The organism is Sphingobacterium alkalisoli (genome assembly GCF_005049105.1).
In the GTDB taxonomy this organism is placed as follows: domain Bacteria; phylum Bacteroidota; class Bacteroidia; order Sphingobacteriales; family Sphingobacteriaceae; genus Sphingobacterium; species Sphingobacterium alkalisoli.
Map to the genome: position 1 here is coordinate 94,777 of NZ_SUKA01000004.1, position 17,725 is coordinate 112,501.

Annotated in this window: 14 protein-coding genes; 8 read left to right on the top strand and 6 right to left on the bottom strand. The window is 40.3% G+C overall.

Features of this window, described 5'->3' with window-relative positions; genetic code table 11:
* Positions 1-36: 36 nt before the first annotated feature.
* On the top strand, positions 37-1,203 hold the full coding sequence (locus tag FAZ19_RS13635) for a glycosyltransferase family 4 protein (RefSeq protein WP_136821307.1): 1,167 nt from the start codon (positions 37-39) through the stop codon (positions 1,201-1,203).
* Positions 1,200-1,529: a metal-sulfur cluster assembly factor gene (locus FAZ19_RS13640; protein WP_136821308.1), complete on the top strand. Its 330-nt coding sequence runs from the start codon at positions 1,200-1,202 to the stop codon at positions 1,527-1,529. Before FAZ19_RS13635 ends, FAZ19_RS13640 begins: the two co-directional genes overlap by 4 nt.
* Here the strand turns inward: FAZ19_RS13640 and FAZ19_RS13645 are convergent.
* The 3 genes from FAZ19_RS13645 to FAZ19_RS13655 form a co-directional block, all read right to left on the bottom strand.
* Positions 1,526-2,830: a cation:proton antiporter gene (locus FAZ19_RS13645; RefSeq protein ID WP_136821309.1), complete on the bottom strand. Its 1,305-nt coding sequence runs from the start codon at positions 2,828-2,830 to the stop codon at positions 1,526-1,528. The genes FAZ19_RS13640 and FAZ19_RS13645 overlap by 4 nt on opposite strands.
* Position 2,831: 1 nt before the next feature.
* Positions 2,832-3,311 carry a cation:proton antiporter regulatory subunit gene (locus FAZ19_RS13650; protein ID WP_136821310.1) on the bottom strand — a complete coding sequence of 160 codons (480 nt, stop codon included), beginning with the start codon at positions 3,309-3,311 and terminating at the stop codon, positions 2,832-2,834.
* Positions 3,312-3,465: 154 nt separating this feature from the next.
* The gene (locus FAZ19_RS13655; protein ID WP_136821311.1) at positions 3,466-4,248 is read right to left on the bottom strand and encodes an MBL fold metallo-hydrolase; all 783 of its coding nucleotides are present in this window, start codon (positions 4,246-4,248) and stop codon (positions 3,466-3,468) included.
* Between the two features lie 115 nt (positions 4,249-4,363).
* On the opposite strand from FAZ19_RS13655, the gene recJ reads away from it, so the two are divergent.
* The 3 genes from recJ (at position 4,364) to FAZ19_RS13670 (ending at position 8,408) form a co-directional block, all read left to right on the top strand.
* Entirely contained in the window at positions 4,364-6,064 is a 1,701-nt protein-coding gene (gene recJ, locus FAZ19_RS13660) for a single-stranded-DNA-specific exonuclease RecJ (RefSeq protein ID WP_136821312.1), read from the top strand.
* A 68-nt stretch (positions 6,065-6,132) separates the two neighbouring features.
* A complete protein-coding gene (lptB, locus tag FAZ19_RS13665) occupies positions 6,133-6,867 on the top strand; it encodes an LPS export ABC transporter ATP-binding protein (RefSeq protein WP_136821313.1) in 735 nt (244 codons plus the stop codon).
* A gap of 23 nt (positions 6,868-6,890) precedes the next feature.
* A complete protein-coding gene (locus FAZ19_RS13670; RefSeq protein WP_136821314.1) occupies positions 6,891-8,408 on the top strand; it encodes a GH3 auxin-responsive promoter family protein in 1,518 nt (505 codons plus the stop codon).
* 7 nt (positions 8,409-8,415) lie between these two features.
* Here the strand turns inward: FAZ19_RS13670 and FAZ19_RS13675 are convergent, their stop codons facing one another.
* Both FAZ19_RS13675 and FAZ19_RS13680 read right to left on the bottom strand, forming a co-directional pair.
* The gene (locus tag FAZ19_RS13675; protein ID WP_136821315.1) at positions 8,416-9,135 is read right to left on the bottom strand and encodes a hypothetical protein; all 720 of its coding nucleotides are present in this window, start codon (positions 9,133-9,135) and stop codon (positions 8,416-8,418) included.
* 26 nt (positions 9,136-9,161) lie between these two features.
* Positions 9,162-9,734, bottom strand: a complete 573-nt coding sequence (locus tag FAZ19_RS13680) for an RNA polymerase sigma factor (protein WP_136821316.1) — start codon at positions 9,732-9,734, stop codon at positions 9,162-9,164.
* Positions 9,735-9,816: 82 nt separating this feature from the next.
* On the opposite strand from FAZ19_RS13680, the gene FAZ19_RS13685 reads away from it, so the two are divergent.
* Together FAZ19_RS13685 and FAZ19_RS13690 are read left to right on the top strand one after the other, a co-directional pair.
* On the top strand, positions 9,817-11,820 hold the full coding sequence (locus tag FAZ19_RS13685) for a PKD domain-containing protein (protein WP_136821317.1): 2,004 nt from the start codon (positions 9,817-9,819) through the stop codon (positions 11,818-11,820).
* Positions 11,821-14,424: a CHAT domain-containing protein gene (locus FAZ19_RS13690; protein WP_136821318.1), complete on the top strand. Its 2,604-nt coding sequence runs from the start codon at positions 11,821-11,823 to the stop codon at positions 14,422-14,424.
* 156 nt (positions 14,425-14,580) lie between these two features.
* On the opposite strand, the gene FAZ19_RS13695 is transcribed toward FAZ19_RS13690, so the two are convergent.
* Entirely contained in the window at positions 14,581-16,329 is a 1,749-nt protein-coding gene (locus FAZ19_RS13695) for an OmpA family protein (RefSeq protein WP_136821319.1), read from the bottom strand.
* A 313-nt stretch (positions 16,330-16,642) separates the two neighbouring features.
* Here FAZ19_RS13695 and FAZ19_RS13700 point away from each other — a divergent pair, with 313 nt between their 5' ends.
* Positions 16,643-17,710, top strand: a complete 1,068-nt coding sequence (locus FAZ19_RS13700) for a branched-chain amino acid aminotransferase (RefSeq protein ID WP_136821320.1) — start codon at positions 16,643-16,645, stop codon at positions 17,708-17,710.
* Positions 17,711-17,725 lie beyond the last annotated feature (15 nt).

Consider the following 17,725-nt stretch of genomic DNA (forward strand, 5'->3'; position numbering starts at 1 on the left):
GCTAAATTTATCTAAGTTTGTACAAAAAAACTACAGATGCGCATATTGGTTGTACATAATTATTATCAACATCAAGGCGGTGAGGACATGGTTTTTCACCAAGAAATTAATGCGCTTCGGAGGGATCATGAGGTTAGGGAGCTAACCTTTCAAAATAAGACAGGTTTTGGCGGTTTATTACAATTCCTAAGTTACCCTTTTAACCTATCTGCATCTAATAGCGTTAAACGTATGATACGAGATTTTCACCCAGATGTCGTTCATGTACACAATGTTCATTATGCTTCTGGCCCTATGATGTTACGCGCTATCAGAAGTTGTAGAATTCCGATGGTCATGACATTACATAATTACCGATTAATCTGTCCCTCGGCCACACTCTTTTATAAAAATAGCTTGTTTACACGTAGCCTGTCTGAAAAATTTCCCTGGACTGCCGTAAAATTACGTGTGCTGGACAATTCCTTTCTCAAATCCTTATGGGTAGCATTTACCTATTGGATCCATAAAAAGCTCGGGACTTTTAACAAGGTAAATAAATTTATAGTGCTGTCAGATTTTGCCGAATCAATTTTTTTGAATTCGACGCTGCAACTTCCAGACGATAAATTTGTAGTTAAAGGAAATTATGTAGGAGACCCTAAACCGGTATTTAAAACAAAGGGAGAATGCTTTATATTTATTGGGCGACTTGCAGAAGAAAAAGGAATCATACCATTAATCAATGCGATTAAAGCTACGTCTTATTCTTTAAAGATTTTCGGAGCAGGACCACAACAAAATGAAGTAGAATATTTAACAGCTAATGCTGCTAACATTACCTTTTTTGGCTTTCAGTCAGCCGATGTGATCAAACAGCATCTTGCAGAAGCAAATGCATTACTCGTCCCTTCCATCTGTTACGAAGGTATGCCTATAACAATTCTAGAATCCTTTTCATTGGGTATCCCCGTAATGGCGAGCAATATTGGAATATTAGAAAAAATGGTGATACCTTTGTATACGGGATTACATTTTAATCCATTTGAGCAAAACAGTATAATCGCTAGCTTGGATCAGTGGCAAAATCTGAATATTTCCGTAAAAGATTCAATAAGGGCCAACTGTCGAAAAGAGTATATCGACAAGTATACGCCGGCACAAAATATGAGCAAGCTTATTGCTATCTATAAAGATGTTATTTTAAACGCGAAACAATCATGAGCATTATAATTTTAGATAAATTAGGTCTAGCACCTCAGATCCAGGAAATATTGGAAACCGTATACGATCCCGAATTAAAACCAGCAAACATCGTAGATCTGGGTTTGGTATACGAGATCATCACGAAAGAAGGTGGTATTGCTAAAGTAGTGATGACCTTAACTGCCCCGGGCTGCCCGGTCGCTGGCGAAATAATGGACGAAGTACAACGTAAAGTTGCTTCCATAGAAGGTGTAAATGAGTCTTTGGTAGAACTGACGTTTGATCCACCATGGACAAAAGATATGATGACGGAAGAAGCAAAACTGGATCTCGGTCTGCTTTAATTTTTCTCTATCACACTCGCTTCCAAATCACTAAGCGTTTTTTGAGGTTTGGAAGGAGTGGTGTTTTTACCAAATAGCCCGTTCCAAATGTTGCGGGACTCTTTCGTTAGAAGCGGAGATATTATGGAAAGCGTCAATACATATACCACGACAAAAGACTGTATTACAGGAAGCAGCCCTCCAGCCTTTCCGATATTGGCCATGATAATCGAAAACTCTCCTCTTGCAGACAAAGTGAATCCGATATCCAAAGACGTTCGTGGTTTCAACTTCGAAAAACGTGCAGCAAAATAACCCGAAGCGACGTTTCCTATTACAGTAACTATTGCAGCTAAAGCTGCCCAACCTACTGCCCCACCAAGGGTGTAGATATCAATGGAAAGGCCAAAGCTGAAGAAGAACATCGCCCCAAAGAAATCTTTATAAGGTAATACCATCGCTTCAATTTTTTTGATGTATTTGGAATCTGCAAAGACTAGGCCCGCCATTAAAGCACCAATCGCCTCAGCTACATGGATGGTCTCTGAAAAGCCCGCTATTACAAATAGCAAACTAAAAATGATCAGGATAAACAATTCTGAGGATTTATCCTGCAGCAATTTGTCTATGGATGGAATAAGCTTCCGTCCGAAAATCAAGAAGGTAAGAATAAAGCCTAATGCTAAAAATGACGTCCCTGCCACAGCAATAAAAGAGGTACCACCTGTAAGAATCAATCCCGAAAGAAACGATATGTGCATGGCTATAAATAAATCATCAAACATGATCATTCCCATAATAACTTCTGTTTCCGCGTTAGCAGTCCGCTTTAGGTCAGTCAACACCTTAGCAACTATCGCTGTAGAAGAGCTCGTCATTAAGCCACACAATACCATCAATTCCTTGAACGGAAGATCCATCAACCATCCAATAAACAAACCTGAGAAAAAATTAATGAGTACGTAAAGCGTGCCACCGGTGACAATCGATTTCCCTGATTTCACGAGGCGACCAACAGAGAACTCTAAACCGAGATAAAATAACAAAAACAAGACCCCAAGGCGGCCCATAAATTCTATAAAAGGTTTGCTCTCGGCAAAGGTGAAGAACGACCACATTGCGTTAAAGTCTGCAGTTAGCGAAGGATTATTAATTTGACTCAACGCGTACGTAATAAACGTTGGGCATTTCTCATTCCCCAGCAACATACCTATTACTATAAAAAATGGAATGACAGAAAAACGAAGGCGATTGGCTAATAATCCAACCAGCGCAACAAGTAATACTGCAATACCTATTTCTAAAATAATAATATGGGTCATTCTATAGCAATATTTCTTTTAACAGTTTAATATTCTTTTGTTTACCGGCTACGACTAAGGTGGTACCGGGTACGATAACATAATCTGGCCCCGGATTGATAATGGTCTCATCCTCGCGAATCGCCGCAATGATCGAGGCACCGGTATGCTGACGAACCCCCAACTCACCGATACTTTTATTTACACCGTCATTTGACTTCTCTACCTTATACCATTCGATACGCAAGTCGTCCAATGCGACTTCAATAGTTTCAAGTGCCTTGGGCTTGTATGAAAGCCCCCCTAAAATGCCAGCAACCTGACGCGATTCTTCGTCCGACAGGGTCATAACACAATGCGTTTCACTTTCTTCGTCATCATGACGGTACAGCTCCCGACGGCCGTCATCATGAATTACAACAACCATCTGGTCTCCGGCTTCCGTTTCTATTTGATACTTTTTACCGATGCCAATGAGGTCAGACTCCCTTACGATAGACATAACTCAATATTTAATGAAATAATTTTTTTATTACCATGAGATTCATCCAATCTCATTACTGTAAAGTTACGAAAAAGCGCCAAATGGCATCTCTTTTTCTAAGCACACCATAGAAAACAGCCAACTCTTGGCGCTGTTACAAATCAACGAGGTTTTATTTGGCAGCGTCGATGATTCGATACGTACCATCATCCTTTAGCTCAGGTCTACCAATAGCTATGCTTTTGGAATGATAAAATAAATAGACCCAACCTTCGACACTTCCTTCTTCCCAATACTGCTTCCGCAGATCACGAGCAAGCCGACCATCTAAATCATACTTTGCAATGAAACTTCGGAAGATCTCTTCAGGCTCGGGGAGAACATCTCCCCCGAAAAAGAAATGCTCACCCCCCGTTTCGATATGAAATGCCTGATGAAACTCCGTATGTGCACCATTCACGTGGTACCTAATCTCGTTATTCAACGCACCATCTCCTTCTACCAAAGTAAGATTTCCGCTACGCTGTAATACATCAAAAACCTCCGTACGATAAGACTCCGATTCTGAGCTGTAGGCATTTTCCCATTCACCTCGTTGGATGATGTATTCCGCCTCGGGAAATGCCACTCGGCCTACACCATTTTTAAAATCCACCATACCCCCGGTATGATCCTTATGCAGATGGGACAGCAAAACATATTTTATGTCTGCCGGTTCAAATCCCAACTTTCGGATATTGTGGTGAATGACCAACTCGTCTTCACCCGTACGTTGACCCAATCCTGCGTCGCAAAGCAGCAGACCCTGACTCGATTCAATTAAAAAAGGGTGAACATCGATAAATAGGGAGCCCGGTCTATCTTTTACATCGTCTTTTGAAGGATCAAATGGAACAAATTTTTTGGAGGTATTTACTGAAAAAGAGCCCTCTAATAAGGAATGTGCCTGTATCATCTTTTATTATATTGTAAATATGATAGTTACACCAAACAACGTTAAATACACCGCAACCACATTAGGTAGCTAAGGCTATAAAATGTATATTTACATGTAAATAGTGTGCAAAGATATGCAAAAAAGGTGGGTACTAAAATCTAATAATGATGTCAGAAAAATTGAAAAATTACGAGATGAATTGGGGGTTAGCACACTTATCTCCAAGTTATTACTGAACCGCAGTATTGAGACTTTCGAACAAGCACGCACATTTTTTAGACCTACCCTAGAGACCTTGCATGATCCCTTCTTAATGAAGGATATGGACTTAGCCATCACCCGAATCGAAAAAGCCATAGGCAATAATGAAAAAATTCTTATTTATGGGGATTACGACGTAGATGGAACGACGGCCGTATCTGTAGTATATAGCTTCTTCAGAACATTCCATAGTCGTATCGAGTTTTACATCCCCGATCGGTACAGCGAAGGGTATGGTATTTCTGTACAAGGCATCGATTATGCCGCCGCAAATGATTTTTCGTTGATAATAGCGCTGGATTGTGGGATTAAAGCATTGGATAAAATCGACTATGCAAATAGCAAAGGGGTTGACTTTATAATCGGCGACCATCACCTGCCCGCTGATACTATTCCTAACGCAGTCGCGGTTTTAGATCCAAAACGATCAGATTGCCCCTACCCCTACAAAGAATTGTCTGGATGTGGCATTGGTTTCAAAATTATCCAAGCCTTTATCAAAAAAAATGGGATGGACATGGAACAAGCCTATCAGTATCTGGATTTAGTAGCGGTGAGTATTGCTTCGGATATCGTACCAATAACCGGAGAAAATAGAATACTGACCCATTTCGGACTTAAAAAACTAAATTCCAACCCCTGTGTCGGTCTTCAGGCATTAATAAAGCTGTCTACCAACCGTACTGGAATATTTACTGTAAATGATATTGTATTTCAGATCGGGCCGCGCATAAATGCCGCTGGACGTATTGATCACGCTAGGGATGCCGTAAATCTGTTAATATCGAAATCCGTAGAAGAGGCAGTAAATTTCTCCGTTGCAGTAGATGATCAAAACAACATTCGTAAAGACTTTGATCTTAAAATCACAGAGGAGGCTCTCGCTATTATTGATAATTGTGAAGTAAATCAATCCCGCATGTCTACCGTATTATATAAATCCGATTGGCATAAAGGAGTTATCGGTATAGTGGCTTCACGTCTGACGGAAAAATACTATCGTCCAACGGTTGTTTTAACGCAGACGAATGGACATATAGCCGGATCGGCCCGCTCGGTAGTCGGTTTTGACTTATACGAAGCATTGAGCGAATGCAGTCACCTCTTAGATCAATTTGGAGGACATAAATATGCCGCAGGATTAACGATGCGAGAGGAAAATATTCCCTCTTTTCAAGAAAAATTTGAAGAGATCGTTCAAAAAAATATAAAACCGGAAATGCTACAGCAGGAGGTTTTAATTGAAACAGAAATTGCATTAAATGAAATTGAAGGTAAATTCTACCGCATTTTAAAGCAATTTGAACCGTTTGGCCCCCAAAATGATTCGCCCATTTTTCTATCTACAAATATACAAGCTGCTGGTCCGGCTTATGTTGTCGGAAATAATCATATTAAGATGGCTGTCTATCAGGAAGGCTCATCCATTTTTGAATGCATTGGGTTTGGATTAGCCGATCACATCGAACACATAAATAGTGGTAAACCATTTGATATTTGCTACGCTGTAGACGAAAATAACTGGAGAGGCAAAAAGAGCTTGCAACTAAACATTAAATCTATTCGATTTTAAAATATAATTTGGCAACAAAAAAATCGGCTAAATTTATCTAAGTTTGTATTTTAAGCGAACAATTATAAATGATACTTAAAGCACAGCACCTGATCAAAAAATACAAGCAACGTACCGTTGTGAATGATGTATCCTTTCAAGTGGAGCAAGGTGAGATTGTGGGTCTACTCGGTCCAAATGGCGCAGGGAAGACTACTTCATTTTACATGATCGTAGGATTGATTAAACCCAATAATGGCCAGGTTTTTTTGGACGATGAAGAGATTACCAAGGACGCCATGTACCAACGCGCTCAAAAAGGAATAGGATATCTGGCACAAGAAGCCTCGGTTTTCCGAAAATTATCCGTTGAGAATAATATTCTTGCCGTTCTGGAAATACATTATCCCGATAAAGAAGAGCGATTGGCTAAACTAGAGGAATTGCTAACGGAATTCAGCTTACATCGGGTACGGAAAAATCGTGGCGACCTCCTTTCAGGAGGAGAGCGGCGGCGTACAGAGATTGCCCGTGCTTTGGGTGCCAATCCTCATTTTATATTATTGGATGAACCTTTTGCCGGAGTGGATCCGATAGCGGTGGAGGAGATCCAGTCCATCGTTGCAAAATTAAAAGCAAAGAACATTGGTGTGTTGATTACCGATCACAATGTACAGGAGACCTTATCTATCACCGATAGAGCTTATTTGCTTGCCGAAGGAAAAATTATGTTAACGGGCACGCCCGAAGAAATTGCGGACAGTGAACTCGCACGTAAGTTTTATCTCGGTCAAAACTTCGTCCTACGTCGGAAAAAACTATAATTATTTTTGAATAGATATTAGCTATGGCCATACTCAATTCACTATTCACTTGGATTCTGAAAAAGCGCATTCATCAGATTGAGCTTTTTATGAAGCACCCCCATGATGTTCAGGAAGAGTGGTTTCAAAGTTTGATATCAACGGCCGAAGCGACAGAATGGGGTAAAAAATACGACTATAAAAGTATTCTCACGCCAGAAGAATTTAGACAGCGTGTACCCATTCAGGATTATGATGACATCAAAGTGTATGTTGATCGGATGATAAAAGGTGAGCAAAATATTCTTTGGCCTTCGGATATTAAATGGTTTGCTAAATCATCAGGCACTACATCAGATCGAAGTAAATTTATTCCAGTGAGTATGGAAGCCCTGGAAGAATGTCATTACCAAGGGGGGAAAGATATGCTGTCTATATATTGCCACAACAGACCAGAAAACAAACTCTTTACCGGAAAGACGGTCGTTATCGGGGGATCCTCGCAAATTAGCAATTTTAGTCCAGACTCCTATTCTGGCGACTTATCTTCTATCCTGCTCCGTAACCTACCATCTTGGGTAGAATTCAGACGCACACCGCAATTGGAAGTAACGTTAAACCCCAATTTCGAAGAAAAAATCGAACAAATTGCACAGATTACTAGTCAAGAAGATGTTACGAGTTTAGCCGGTGTTCCTACTTGGAATATTGTTATGGCGAAGCGTATCCTGGAGATTACCGGAAAAAGCAACCTGTTGGAAGTATGGCCTAACCTGGAGTTCTACGGACATGGCGGTGTGAGTTTCAAACCTTATCGAGAACAGTTTAAAACACTCATCCCCTCTCCTGACATGTATTATCTCGAAAATTACAATGCATCAGAGGGTTATTTCGGTATTCAGGACCAATCTGATTCGGAAGATCTGCTGTTGATGCTCGATTATGGTATTTACTATGAGTTCCTTCCTGTAGAGCATTTGGAAGAGGAAGATCCCCAAACGTTACAACTCAGTGAAGTCGAATTAGGGAAACAATACGCACTCATTATTTCAACAAATGCCGGACTATGGCGCTACAAAATTGGGGATACCATTAAATTCACTTCCTTATCTCCGTATCGCATTCAAGTATCAGGTCGTACCAAACAATACATCAACACATTTGGAGAAGAGGTAATAGTTGACAATGCCGAAAAGGCTCTGGAAGCCGCATGTGCAGCAACAGGGGCTTGTGTAAAAGATTATACTGCTGGACCTATTTATTTTAGGGAGGCCGAAGCCGGCGCACATGAGTGGGTAGTCGAGTTTGACAAACAACCGAATGATTTTAATCAATTTTGCAAAATTCTGGACAATACCCTAAGGGAGATAAATTCGGATTATGACGCTAAGAGGTATAAAAACATGGCATTAAATCCGCCACTGGTACATAATGCTCCCGTTGATACCTTCTACACCTGGATGAAATCCCGCGGTAAATTAGGCGGACAAAATAAAGTTCCCCGTCTAGCCAACAGTAGAGAATATCTAGAGCCTTTGCTCCAGATTATAAAAACCGTTTAATGTTCTTCTACTGCAGCTCCTTCAACAATTTGCCAGCTTTTCTTCCCAATTCATCATCTTCCTCAATTTGTTGAAGTAAGGAGATGGCCTCCTCATTTTTATTTTCTTTCGTGTATGCTATCGCTAAATAATAAGACGATTCTCTTGCGAATACCGATTCGCCTTTCGCAATAGGTTCTAATTTAGCAATCGATTCAGCCCAGTTCTCTTCACCATAATAGGTGAGTGCATGGTAGTACTTATATTGTACATTTAACGAATCACTATGCAGAAGTTGTTCCAAAATTTCTCGCGCTTGTCCAAAAGACTGACTATTAAACGCGTTCACCGCATCCTCATATTTTCCATTCTCCGCTGCTCCTCTAACGATTTCTGATTCCATTATGGGTAGTTGATAAAATCCAGCAGAGGGGTTGTAAAACAGTTTGAAAACAATGAGGATGCAGGCGGCAGCTAACAAAGGAATAAGAACTCGATATAGAGGTTTACTCTTATTTTTTCCTTTCGGACTTCTAACGGTCTGCTCAGCCTTACGAAGACTATCTCGTAATTCATGCTCACTATTGTTTATTCTTTGGGCAAGAATCGATTGAATTTCCTGCTGCAGACTGAGATCTTCTCTCAATTGCCCATCAATAGCAAGTTGGGTCTCAAAAGCGATCAACTCTTCCCCTTTTAAAAGTCCGTCGATATAATCCTGAATATTCTCTTCTCGGGTTTTCATCATCTAGTTCATTAAACTCAATCAATTACTTAAAAATCTTCCTTCCCATTAAAATAGGGATGCGCCTTAACCTTGGCTATCAAGCTTGCCATGCATTCACTTTTCTTCTTTCGGAGATAGGCATACGTAATACCTAGAGATTCAGCAATCTGCTCCTGATGTTTTTCCTTCATACAACGTCGAATAATCTCTTGACAACGCTCACCAAGGGTGTCTAACAAGTGCATCACCATATTTTCCCTTTCAACCTGTTGAACCGACTCTGCTATTTGCTTTGCTGATTCATCCTCAATATGAAATAAATCTTCCGTTGACTTTGTTACCTGCATCTGCTGACTTTTTTTCAAGACATTCAGCCATTTGCGCTTACAAACCATCAACAAGAAATTTTCAAAAGAAGTGGTGAGCTGGAAATCTTTGTCTTTGGCCATATAATAGATATCGACCAACGCCTCTTGAAAAATATCGTAGCCATCGTCCTCGCTGCCACTATTGTAGCTAATCATAGCGACGACTTTCTTTGCATAATTTTTATATATTTTATCGATGCCCGTTCTATCATTATGTTTTAAGTAGGCAAGATATCGTTGATCTAAATGCATTGTTAATTGGCTTATCTTTAGTAAAAATACGCATAATTAGATTATTTTAATTATTTTAGATAGATAATTAACCTTACAGATTATGAACTATTGGTTTACTGCCTTATATTTATTATTAATCCCACACCTATCTGTGGCTCAGGTTGACTCTTCGCTAATAGAACAAGACACCTTTGTTAGCGTTATTCACACCGATATAATAGGCAACAAAATAGCTTTTAAATCGGCACTAAGGCCGCTCGTACAGGTACCGGGAGGCAGAGCTCCGTTCTACACTTATCTTTGGGATTTCGGAGACGGACATTTCAGCACGGCAGCAGAGCCAATCCACCAATATCAAAAAGTCGGGGATTATGAAGTTACCGTATATGCGGTAAACAACTACGATGACGGGAGAAAACCGAAGAGACCGAAGAAAAAAGTAACTGTTAGTTCTGCTATTGCATCGCGCGATACTTCATCGTCCCCATTTGAAGAAAGTTTCTTTACGTCAAATGGCATATTCCAACTGTTTAAGAATTCGGATGCGAAGCCCGGGGAGGACATGGCGCTCGTAGTCGGTGTAAATACAAACGGTAAAAAAGGCAAAGTGCTCCTTCTCACGAACGAAAAAGCAGCGGGTTTGGATGGCTTTATGTTAGCGGGCCAGAGCAAGTATTATAATGAAAGAGTAGATAGTATATTACACAACAAGGAAATAAACAGCCTTTGGGCGAACGTGAAGCAGTCGACATTTACCAAAACGGGGAGTCCGGATTACGGAATCAAAGAGCAGAAGACGTTTTCGTCGTCCAGTGAAGCCATAGCCTATTTTTCGGAGTTGCATATGGCCTATAATAGCCTAGCGACCTATGAAATTGACGGAAGCCAAAGTGAAACACAATTCTCACTCATAAACCTGGATATTACCGAGGATATGCTTGTGGATACCAACGCCATCGTGACAATTACCGGTGTTTTTATACCGGAAGATGGGATTGCCAACGTGCATCAGCTGGATGTACCCGTCGTAAAATCACATGATCCGAACAAAATGTCCATTCGTCCCGCGCGTATGAATTATCGCTTTCAAAAAAAGAACAAGGAATTAACCTATAAAGTGCAGTTTCAAAACGATGGTGAAGGTGATGCGAAAAACATACGTCTGGAAATGTTTTTACCCGCAGAGGTGGATTTAAAAACCTTTAAATTGCAGTCCCTTTATCCAAAATGTGATTCTTGTTTAACAACAAATGCACGCGGATGCTATCAATACGACATTAAAGAGGACGGAACACTGACCTTTCATTTTAAAGATATTTCGCTACCCGGAACAGGCGCGGCAGATATTACTGACCAAGATAGCACAAAAGGTTTCATCCTGTTTACCGTGCAAACAGATAAAAAACTAAAAAATAAAGCCTTCAAATCCTATACAAATATCTACTTTGATAAAAATCCACCGATAAAAACGAATAATGCGACTTCTCGATTCAGAAGGATATATTCCCCTTTAGTAACCGTTGGCGCGAGTAGAACTTTCGGCACACCTACGAAAAACGATATTCAATACAAATTTAAACCTGGGATTCAGATCGGTTTAGGTATAGCTCCCATAGCTCCATACAGAAAGCCGTACTGGCAGGCAGAGGTTTACACCTCTTATTATAAAGAAGAAGCTGCACAATCAATAGTTGAAGAAGGCGTAGTGCAGTACCTCGATGAAAATGGAAGAAATACGGAGGCCAAATATACGTCCTATGAACGAAATAGCAACAAGAGTTTTATGACAATACAGGTACCCGTGCAAATCCGAATCAATATCAACAGCTTCTTGTCTACAGGGGCAGGTGTTAGCCTTCGCACCGACCTCAACCTAAAGAATGAAGAATCGGTCAGCTATAATACGGTAACCGCTAACGGGGAAATTAGTCAGGTTGTACTACCAAGTGACGTCGAAAAGGATAAAATGAGCCCGATTAAGATCAATCCATTTTGGGACATAAACGTTGGACGTGTGTATCTGGGGCCGGCGCTGGGAATTCGGATAGCATACGATACCCATCAAAAGGCAAATGCCGGTATTTATGGTATTTGGAGATTTTAGATGGTTGCAGGAATTGTTGTAAAACACGCATGGCTGTTGATGCTCTCGGTAATCGTAACGGTGCTATTGTCGGCCGTAGCCTGTTCACCTCGTCAGACCTCTAGCGATATCGCTCCTAACGCGGATAGTCTGGAGAATGTTGCGTATCACAAAACAACTGCTGATACTGGCAATATAGTACCTACGGATAAACTATACGAACAAATAGCAGATATCGTCGAAGGACAACCCGAAAAACTTATCGCTAATCCGGATTCGTTTTACAACATCATTCCAAACACCCCCGAGACTACCTACCAACAGGAATTGTACGTATATATACTTTCCAGTATGGGGTATCTGCTGCGTGAACATGCGGATATCATGCAGAGTATTAAGTATTATGAAAAAGCATTTCAAGCGACGAAGATCTATACATTGCCAGATACCGATATAGACAATGATATCGTTATGCCCCTAGCAAACCTCTATATACGTATTGATGACAACAAAAAGGCTATTTCTCTCCTAGAGCAGTCGATCAGGACAGTGAAAACTTCGCAAAACTTAAGTTCTTTCACTAACAATCTAGCCAATGCGTACATTTATGACAACCATCCATCGAAAGCAAAATCAGTTATTTTAGCCATACTCCGAACCAACCCGCCGTTAAAACCTCTACTTTACAATACATTGACTTCGATCTATTGGAGCGAGGATAAGATCGATAGCTGTAAAATATATAATCGAAAAGCCCTAGAAGAATTTGAGAAAATAACATTGACAGGAGATACCATTTTATGGTATACCAACGCTCTCAGTATGGCAGGCCGTTTATCATCGAGTAAGCGACCTCTAGAAACGTCCCTAAAAATACTGGAAGAAACCTTTCCCGTCCACAAATTACGAGAGAAAGCCAAGCTGCAACTTGAGCTCGCAACTGTTTACTACTCCAATAGCGAGCCCGAGAAAGCCCTCAGTAAGTACAAGCAAGTATTAATTTATTTTTCTGCTACCGATAAGTATCAGTTAGATTACACCTATACCCAAGCCTTAGCTAAAATCGGGGATTGTTATGCGTTGCTCCATAGGCTAGATTCAGCTATCGCTTATTATCAATGGGCGATCGAAAATGACTATCGTACACAACAGCTTATTGTCAGCAAAGAAAATCAACTAAAAAATAACATCTGGCATAAAAATCTCATTGAGAGCGCGATAACGCTTTGTGAGCAAAAATTAGAAATAGAGCCAAATGATAACATGACACTTGAAACCATGTTGTGGTGTATAGAATTAGGCAAAGCCAGAATGTTGATCACTGAAATTAATCGGTCGGAAAAATGGTCTTCACAGGATGGAGATTTGAGAAATGCTATTCAGTCTATTCGAACATCGTACCAAGAGTTAGGTGAGGTAGATAATTATGAACGTCGGGTTCAGCTACAGCAAAACATCAAAAAATCGCTGCTTGAATTTCAGTTGTCCGAAAAATACTTCGAAAAAATCAGCTCCCCCATAACACAAAAAGAATTTATTAAAACACTTAAAAACGAAAATTACGATTGCTATAGTTATTTTATTCACCAAGACAGCACCCTAACGGTTCTCGGTGTCGTTAACCAGCAAATTGTCTATAAAAAAGTGAGCGATAAAGATCTCCTTACCCAAATTGAAAAATTTAAGAAAACATATTTTGGAGATACACCAAACAGCTACAATCTGTCTCCGGCCAGTTACAAAAAAGAGGCCAATAAAATAACGGAAATCCTACTCCCTGCTATTGCACGAACAAAACCCAACATTTTTCTGTCCTTAGATGGTTTATTTCACGGACTGCCCTTTGATGCTTTGTGGAATTCGGGCTTCCTCGTCGAGAAACACAACTTTTCTTACCTCAATTCCTTCTTACTATTCGATATTCTGTCAAATAATAAGGTATCCGCTACTTCTGTTTCCATTTTACACCGGTCGGAATACCAACCTCCGCTACCGAACCTTCATTTTGTAAAAGAAGAGGTAAAGAATATAGCCAATAAATTTCTATCTCAAATAATAGATCCTGAAGAGCAACATGATTCGGTGCTATCCGAGAAGTTTTCTTCTCAGCATATCATTCATATTGCTGCACATGCTATATTGGAAGAAGACAAAGAACCCTGCATCTACCTTAAAAACAGGATATCGACCAATCAACTAGCTTACTATGAAATGAATACACCTCTTGTCTTTCTCTCCGCCTGTAATACCGGGACGGGAAAACCGTTACCCTCTGAAGGGACAGAAAGTATACATCGGGTATTTTTGAGTAGAGGAGTTCCTTCTGTTATTTCCACCTATTGGTTTGCAAATGATGAAATGATGCTATCCCTTACGGCTTCTTTCTATGAACAGTTATCTGCAACAGGTTATCCTATGGAGGCATTAGGAAAAGCAAAGAGAACCTTCTTAGCGACAGCCTCTGACAGAGAAGGAAATCCATGGTATTGGGCAAACATCAACTATGCGGGGGTAAACAACGAAATAGGTCTGAAGAAATCTTCAAACCTATTCTTTTACTGTAGTTTGTTAGTAGTCTTGCTACTTATCCCAGCGCTCTTTTTATATACACGATCGAAGCGTTAGGGACGGGATATTTTATAAAGAAAAACAAAATATCCGATAATAAACCTGAAGAGTCCTTGTGGTCTTTTGGGCGATCTCCCTTTATTTTTCTGATTATTCATAACAGTGTATGTTAGTTAGCTTTTTAATGTATACGTCCACAGTTGAAATTCGCGACTACAGCGCTAATATTTTAATTTCAGTTCTCCTGTTCTGTTCATGCATTGCTTCAGAGCAATTGATATTATTCTCGCAATGATTCATCAACTTACCCTCTCCGTACCCTTTTGCGATCAATCTGTCTTTCGCGATACCACGACTAATTAAATAGTGTACAGCCGCGTCAGCTCTTCTTTGCGATAGCTTCTGATTGTAGTCATCGTTACCTCTACTGTCGGTATGTGATGATAATTCAATCTGCAGTGTGGGATTTTGTTGAAGTATGGAAACGACGTTATCGAGTATAATTGCTGCATCCAACCGAATAGTACTCTTATCAAAATCATAATGAATATTCTTCAACACCCACTCTTCCCCTGCTATCAGATCGCAGACACCCAACTTCAATGTCACATACAGTGTTTGACTACGATCCAGCCCCTTGGTACTCACTATTTCCGTCTGTGAGTATTTACCTGCCTGATTAGCTACAACAGAGAACTCTCCATTTTGTTCTAACTGGTAAATAAATTTACCCTCCCCATCCGATATCTGGGATACATTAGATTTTGAGTTGTTATTGGTTAATACGGTATTGACTCCTGCCGTATTTTTTTCGAGCGTACAGTCAAAGGTTTCGCCGATTAATGTGAAGCGTGGATCATCATGATAGATTTCTTTAAATAGTATACTGGAGGGTGATTTAAAATCTTCCTCTGTCAAGATGAGCAACGGTGTCTTTATTCCGTTTTTCTCCCCTACTACCTCATATTTTCCGGGAATTACTTCCGAAATTCGCGCTGCTTGGCCATTCGCATCACTTACTGAAGTTTCTTCCACATTGAGCCCTCTCACGGAGACCGTCACACCGCTTAATGCTAAATTCGTCTGCTTATCTTTCACGACTATCTGTAGTCCTTTGTCCGCTCTCTTTACCATATCGTCGTAATGCGCAGCGGGTTCTACATTAGCTTTTGGTGTAGCTTTTATCCCAAAGATATATTTCACACCAATACCAATATTCACACTTTGATGAAGCGTGGAAGTCATCATTTTCCGCTCTTCGTAATGATCTAGGAAACTTTTCACCTCCGTATCTGAGGCGATCGGATTGTGCTCTACATGTTCTTCTACGGTGAACTGGCTATTTTTACCACTGAAGTTAGAACCGAAAGACTGTAAATAATCCACGTTCGCAAAGAGTGCAAGATGTGGGTTCAATTTATAATTAAACCGCATCCCCCCAACGCCAGCCCAAGTTATTGCTTTATTGGTCGAATCATTAGCTGTATTTTTCACATCCATTGTAAAGGGGAATAGCATATTATCCTCGTAGTAGAGTGATCTGGCATATTCTGGAAACTGCTGCTGCATGACGCCTCCTTTTACATAAATTTCAAGTTGGAAGTGGTTTTTCTCATATTTATAGGTAGGTCCTATTCCGATGAAATAATTCACAAATTTACTTTTTTGGTAGTTTGTACTCAGATAACCATTTGTGAAAAAGAGGGTATCTTGCTTAGCAGCACCATGTGATAGATAGCGTGCATCCACACCTAAACCGAACGTGTTGCTCTTAAAATATTTATCGAGAAAAAAACCAGAAAAGTAGCCTATTTTGGTTTCACCTACTGATTTGTACGTTCCAATGGGAATACTCACACCCCCTTGTACACCGATTTGCAAATCTCCCTTAGAGGAATTTACCTGTGCCTGTGCTAAAATTGTAATTCCAATTAACATTAAAGCAAGTAAAATTTTCTTCATACCTTTTAGTTTTAAGTTTTTAATTACCGTCCATCTGCATATGTCAACTTCTCTAAACAGATGCCTGCCCGATCTAGATAAGGAGGCTGTAGTTTTTCATCCTATCAGACTTATTGATATATCAAGGACAGTTCGGAATTGTTACCCCTAGAAATAAAAAAAACTTCTTGTTTAGGTATATTACCAACGACTATGAAGCTTGTTGATATCCACTGAATATGGAATACAGACACTTTCAAAAAAAAATCAGCAATTAGAATGTGTCAACTCATAATCTTTTTCATAAATTGCGTACTTTATAACTAGAATAGAAATGAGCGCGACAGAACAACTTTCAATTCGCGTAGAGCCAACGCAACAATCACGACTCTCGCAGGTAGACTTTAACAATTTAACATTCGGACAAATCATGTCAGACCACATGCTGGTCGCTGAATACAATGATGGTGAATGGACTGACGTCAGCATTCTACCTTATGGTGATTTGACTGTTAGCCCATCCATGTCGGCACTGCACTACGGGCAGGCCATCTTTGAAGGGGTTAAAGGATACAAATTTGCTGATGGTACCGTGAGTATTTTCCGTCCCGAAAAAAACTGGGAACGCTTCAACAAATCAGCTTCACGCCTACAAATGCCTGAAGTGCCTGAAGAAATTTTCTTGGGTGGATTAAAAAAATTATTAGATGTAGACAGAAATTGGGTCCCTTCTAAAGAAGGAACTTCGTTGTATATCCGTCCGTTTATGTTTGCTACGGAAGCGGCACTGGGTGTCCATCCTTCTATTTCATATAAATTCATTATCATTACGTGCCCGGTAGGAGCCTATTATAGCAAACCAATCAGTTTAAAGGTAGAAACCCATTATACACGTGCAGCAGAAGGCGGCGTAGGGTTTTCTAAAAATGCTGGTAATTACGCCCTATCCTTGTACCCTACCCAACTGGCCAACGATGCTGGATACGACCAAATTATGTGGACCGACGCAAAAGAGCATAGGTACATTGAGGAGGCGGGCACAGCGAACCTGATTTTCCGCATCGGGGATTCCATTATCACCCCGCATGGTGATACAATACTACATGGTGTGACCCGTCGCACGATTATGGAATTAGCGGAAAAATGGGGCTATAAGGCGGAACAGCGCAAGGTGTCGGTGCAAGAATTAATTGAAGGTATCGAAAACGGAACGGTATCCGAAGCATTTGCTGCCGGGACCGCAGCTACCATCACCCATATTTCAAGTATCGGATTTGAAGGAAATGACTATCATCTACCTCCGGTAGAAGGTCGCGAGTTTGCTAACAAGGTACTGAGCTATTTAAATGCGCTACGCTACGGCGAAATCGAAGATCCTTTCGGTTGGAATTATATTGTCTAGTTGTTCAAATTGACT

Excerpts from the sequence above, each read along its gene's own strand:
- FAZ19_RS13690 (WP_136821318.1), top strand. The coding sequence starts at position 11,821 with ATGGTTGCAGGAATTGTTGTAAAACACGCATGGCTGTTGATGCTCTCG.
- FAZ19_RS13695 (WP_136821319.1), bottom strand. The coding sequence starts at position 16,329 with ATGAAGAAAATTTTACTTGCTTTAATGTTAATTGGAATTACAATTTTA.
- lptB (WP_136821313.1), top strand. The coding sequence starts at position 6,133 with ATGATACTTAAAGCACAGCACCTGATCAAAAAATACAAGCAACGTACC.
- FAZ19_RS13655 (WP_136821311.1), bottom strand. The coding sequence starts at position 4,248 with ATGATACAGGCACATTCCTTATTAGAGGGCTCTTTTTCAGTAAATACC.
- FAZ19_RS13680 (WP_136821316.1), bottom strand. The coding sequence starts at position 9,734 with ATGCATTTAGATCAACGATATCTTGCCTACTTAAAACATAATGATAGA.
- FAZ19_RS13685 (WP_136821317.1), top strand. The coding sequence starts at position 9,817 with ATGAACTATTGGTTTACTGCCTTATATTTATTATTAATCCCACACCTA.
- FAZ19_RS13640 (WP_136821308.1), top strand. The coding sequence starts at position 1,200 with ATGAGCATTATAATTTTAGATAAATTAGGTCTAGCACCTCAGATCCAG.
- FAZ19_RS13670 (WP_136821314.1), top strand. The coding sequence starts at position 6,891 with ATGGCCATACTCAATTCACTATTCACTTGGATTCTGAAAAAGCGCATT.
- FAZ19_RS13650 (WP_136821310.1), bottom strand. The coding sequence starts at position 3,311 with ATGTCTATCGTAAGGGAGTCTGACCTCATTGGCATCGGTAAAAAGTAT.
- FAZ19_RS13700 (WP_136821320.1), top strand. The coding sequence starts at position 16,643 with ATGAGCGCGACAGAACAACTTTCAATTCGCGTAGAGCCAACGCAACAA.
- FAZ19_RS13635 (WP_136821307.1), top strand. The coding sequence starts at position 37 with ATGCGCATATTGGTTGTACATAATTATTATCAACATCAAGGCGGTGAG.
- recJ (WP_136821312.1), top strand. The coding sequence starts at position 4,364 with ATGCAAAAAAGGTGGGTACTAAAATCTAATAATGATGTCAGAAAAATT.
- FAZ19_RS13645 (WP_136821309.1), bottom strand. The coding sequence starts at position 2,830 with ATGACCCATATTATTATTTTAGAAATAGGTATTGCAGTATTACTTGTT.
- FAZ19_RS13675 (WP_136821315.1), bottom strand. The coding sequence starts at position 9,135 with ATGATGAAAACCCGAGAAGAGAATATTCAGGATTATATCGACGGACTT.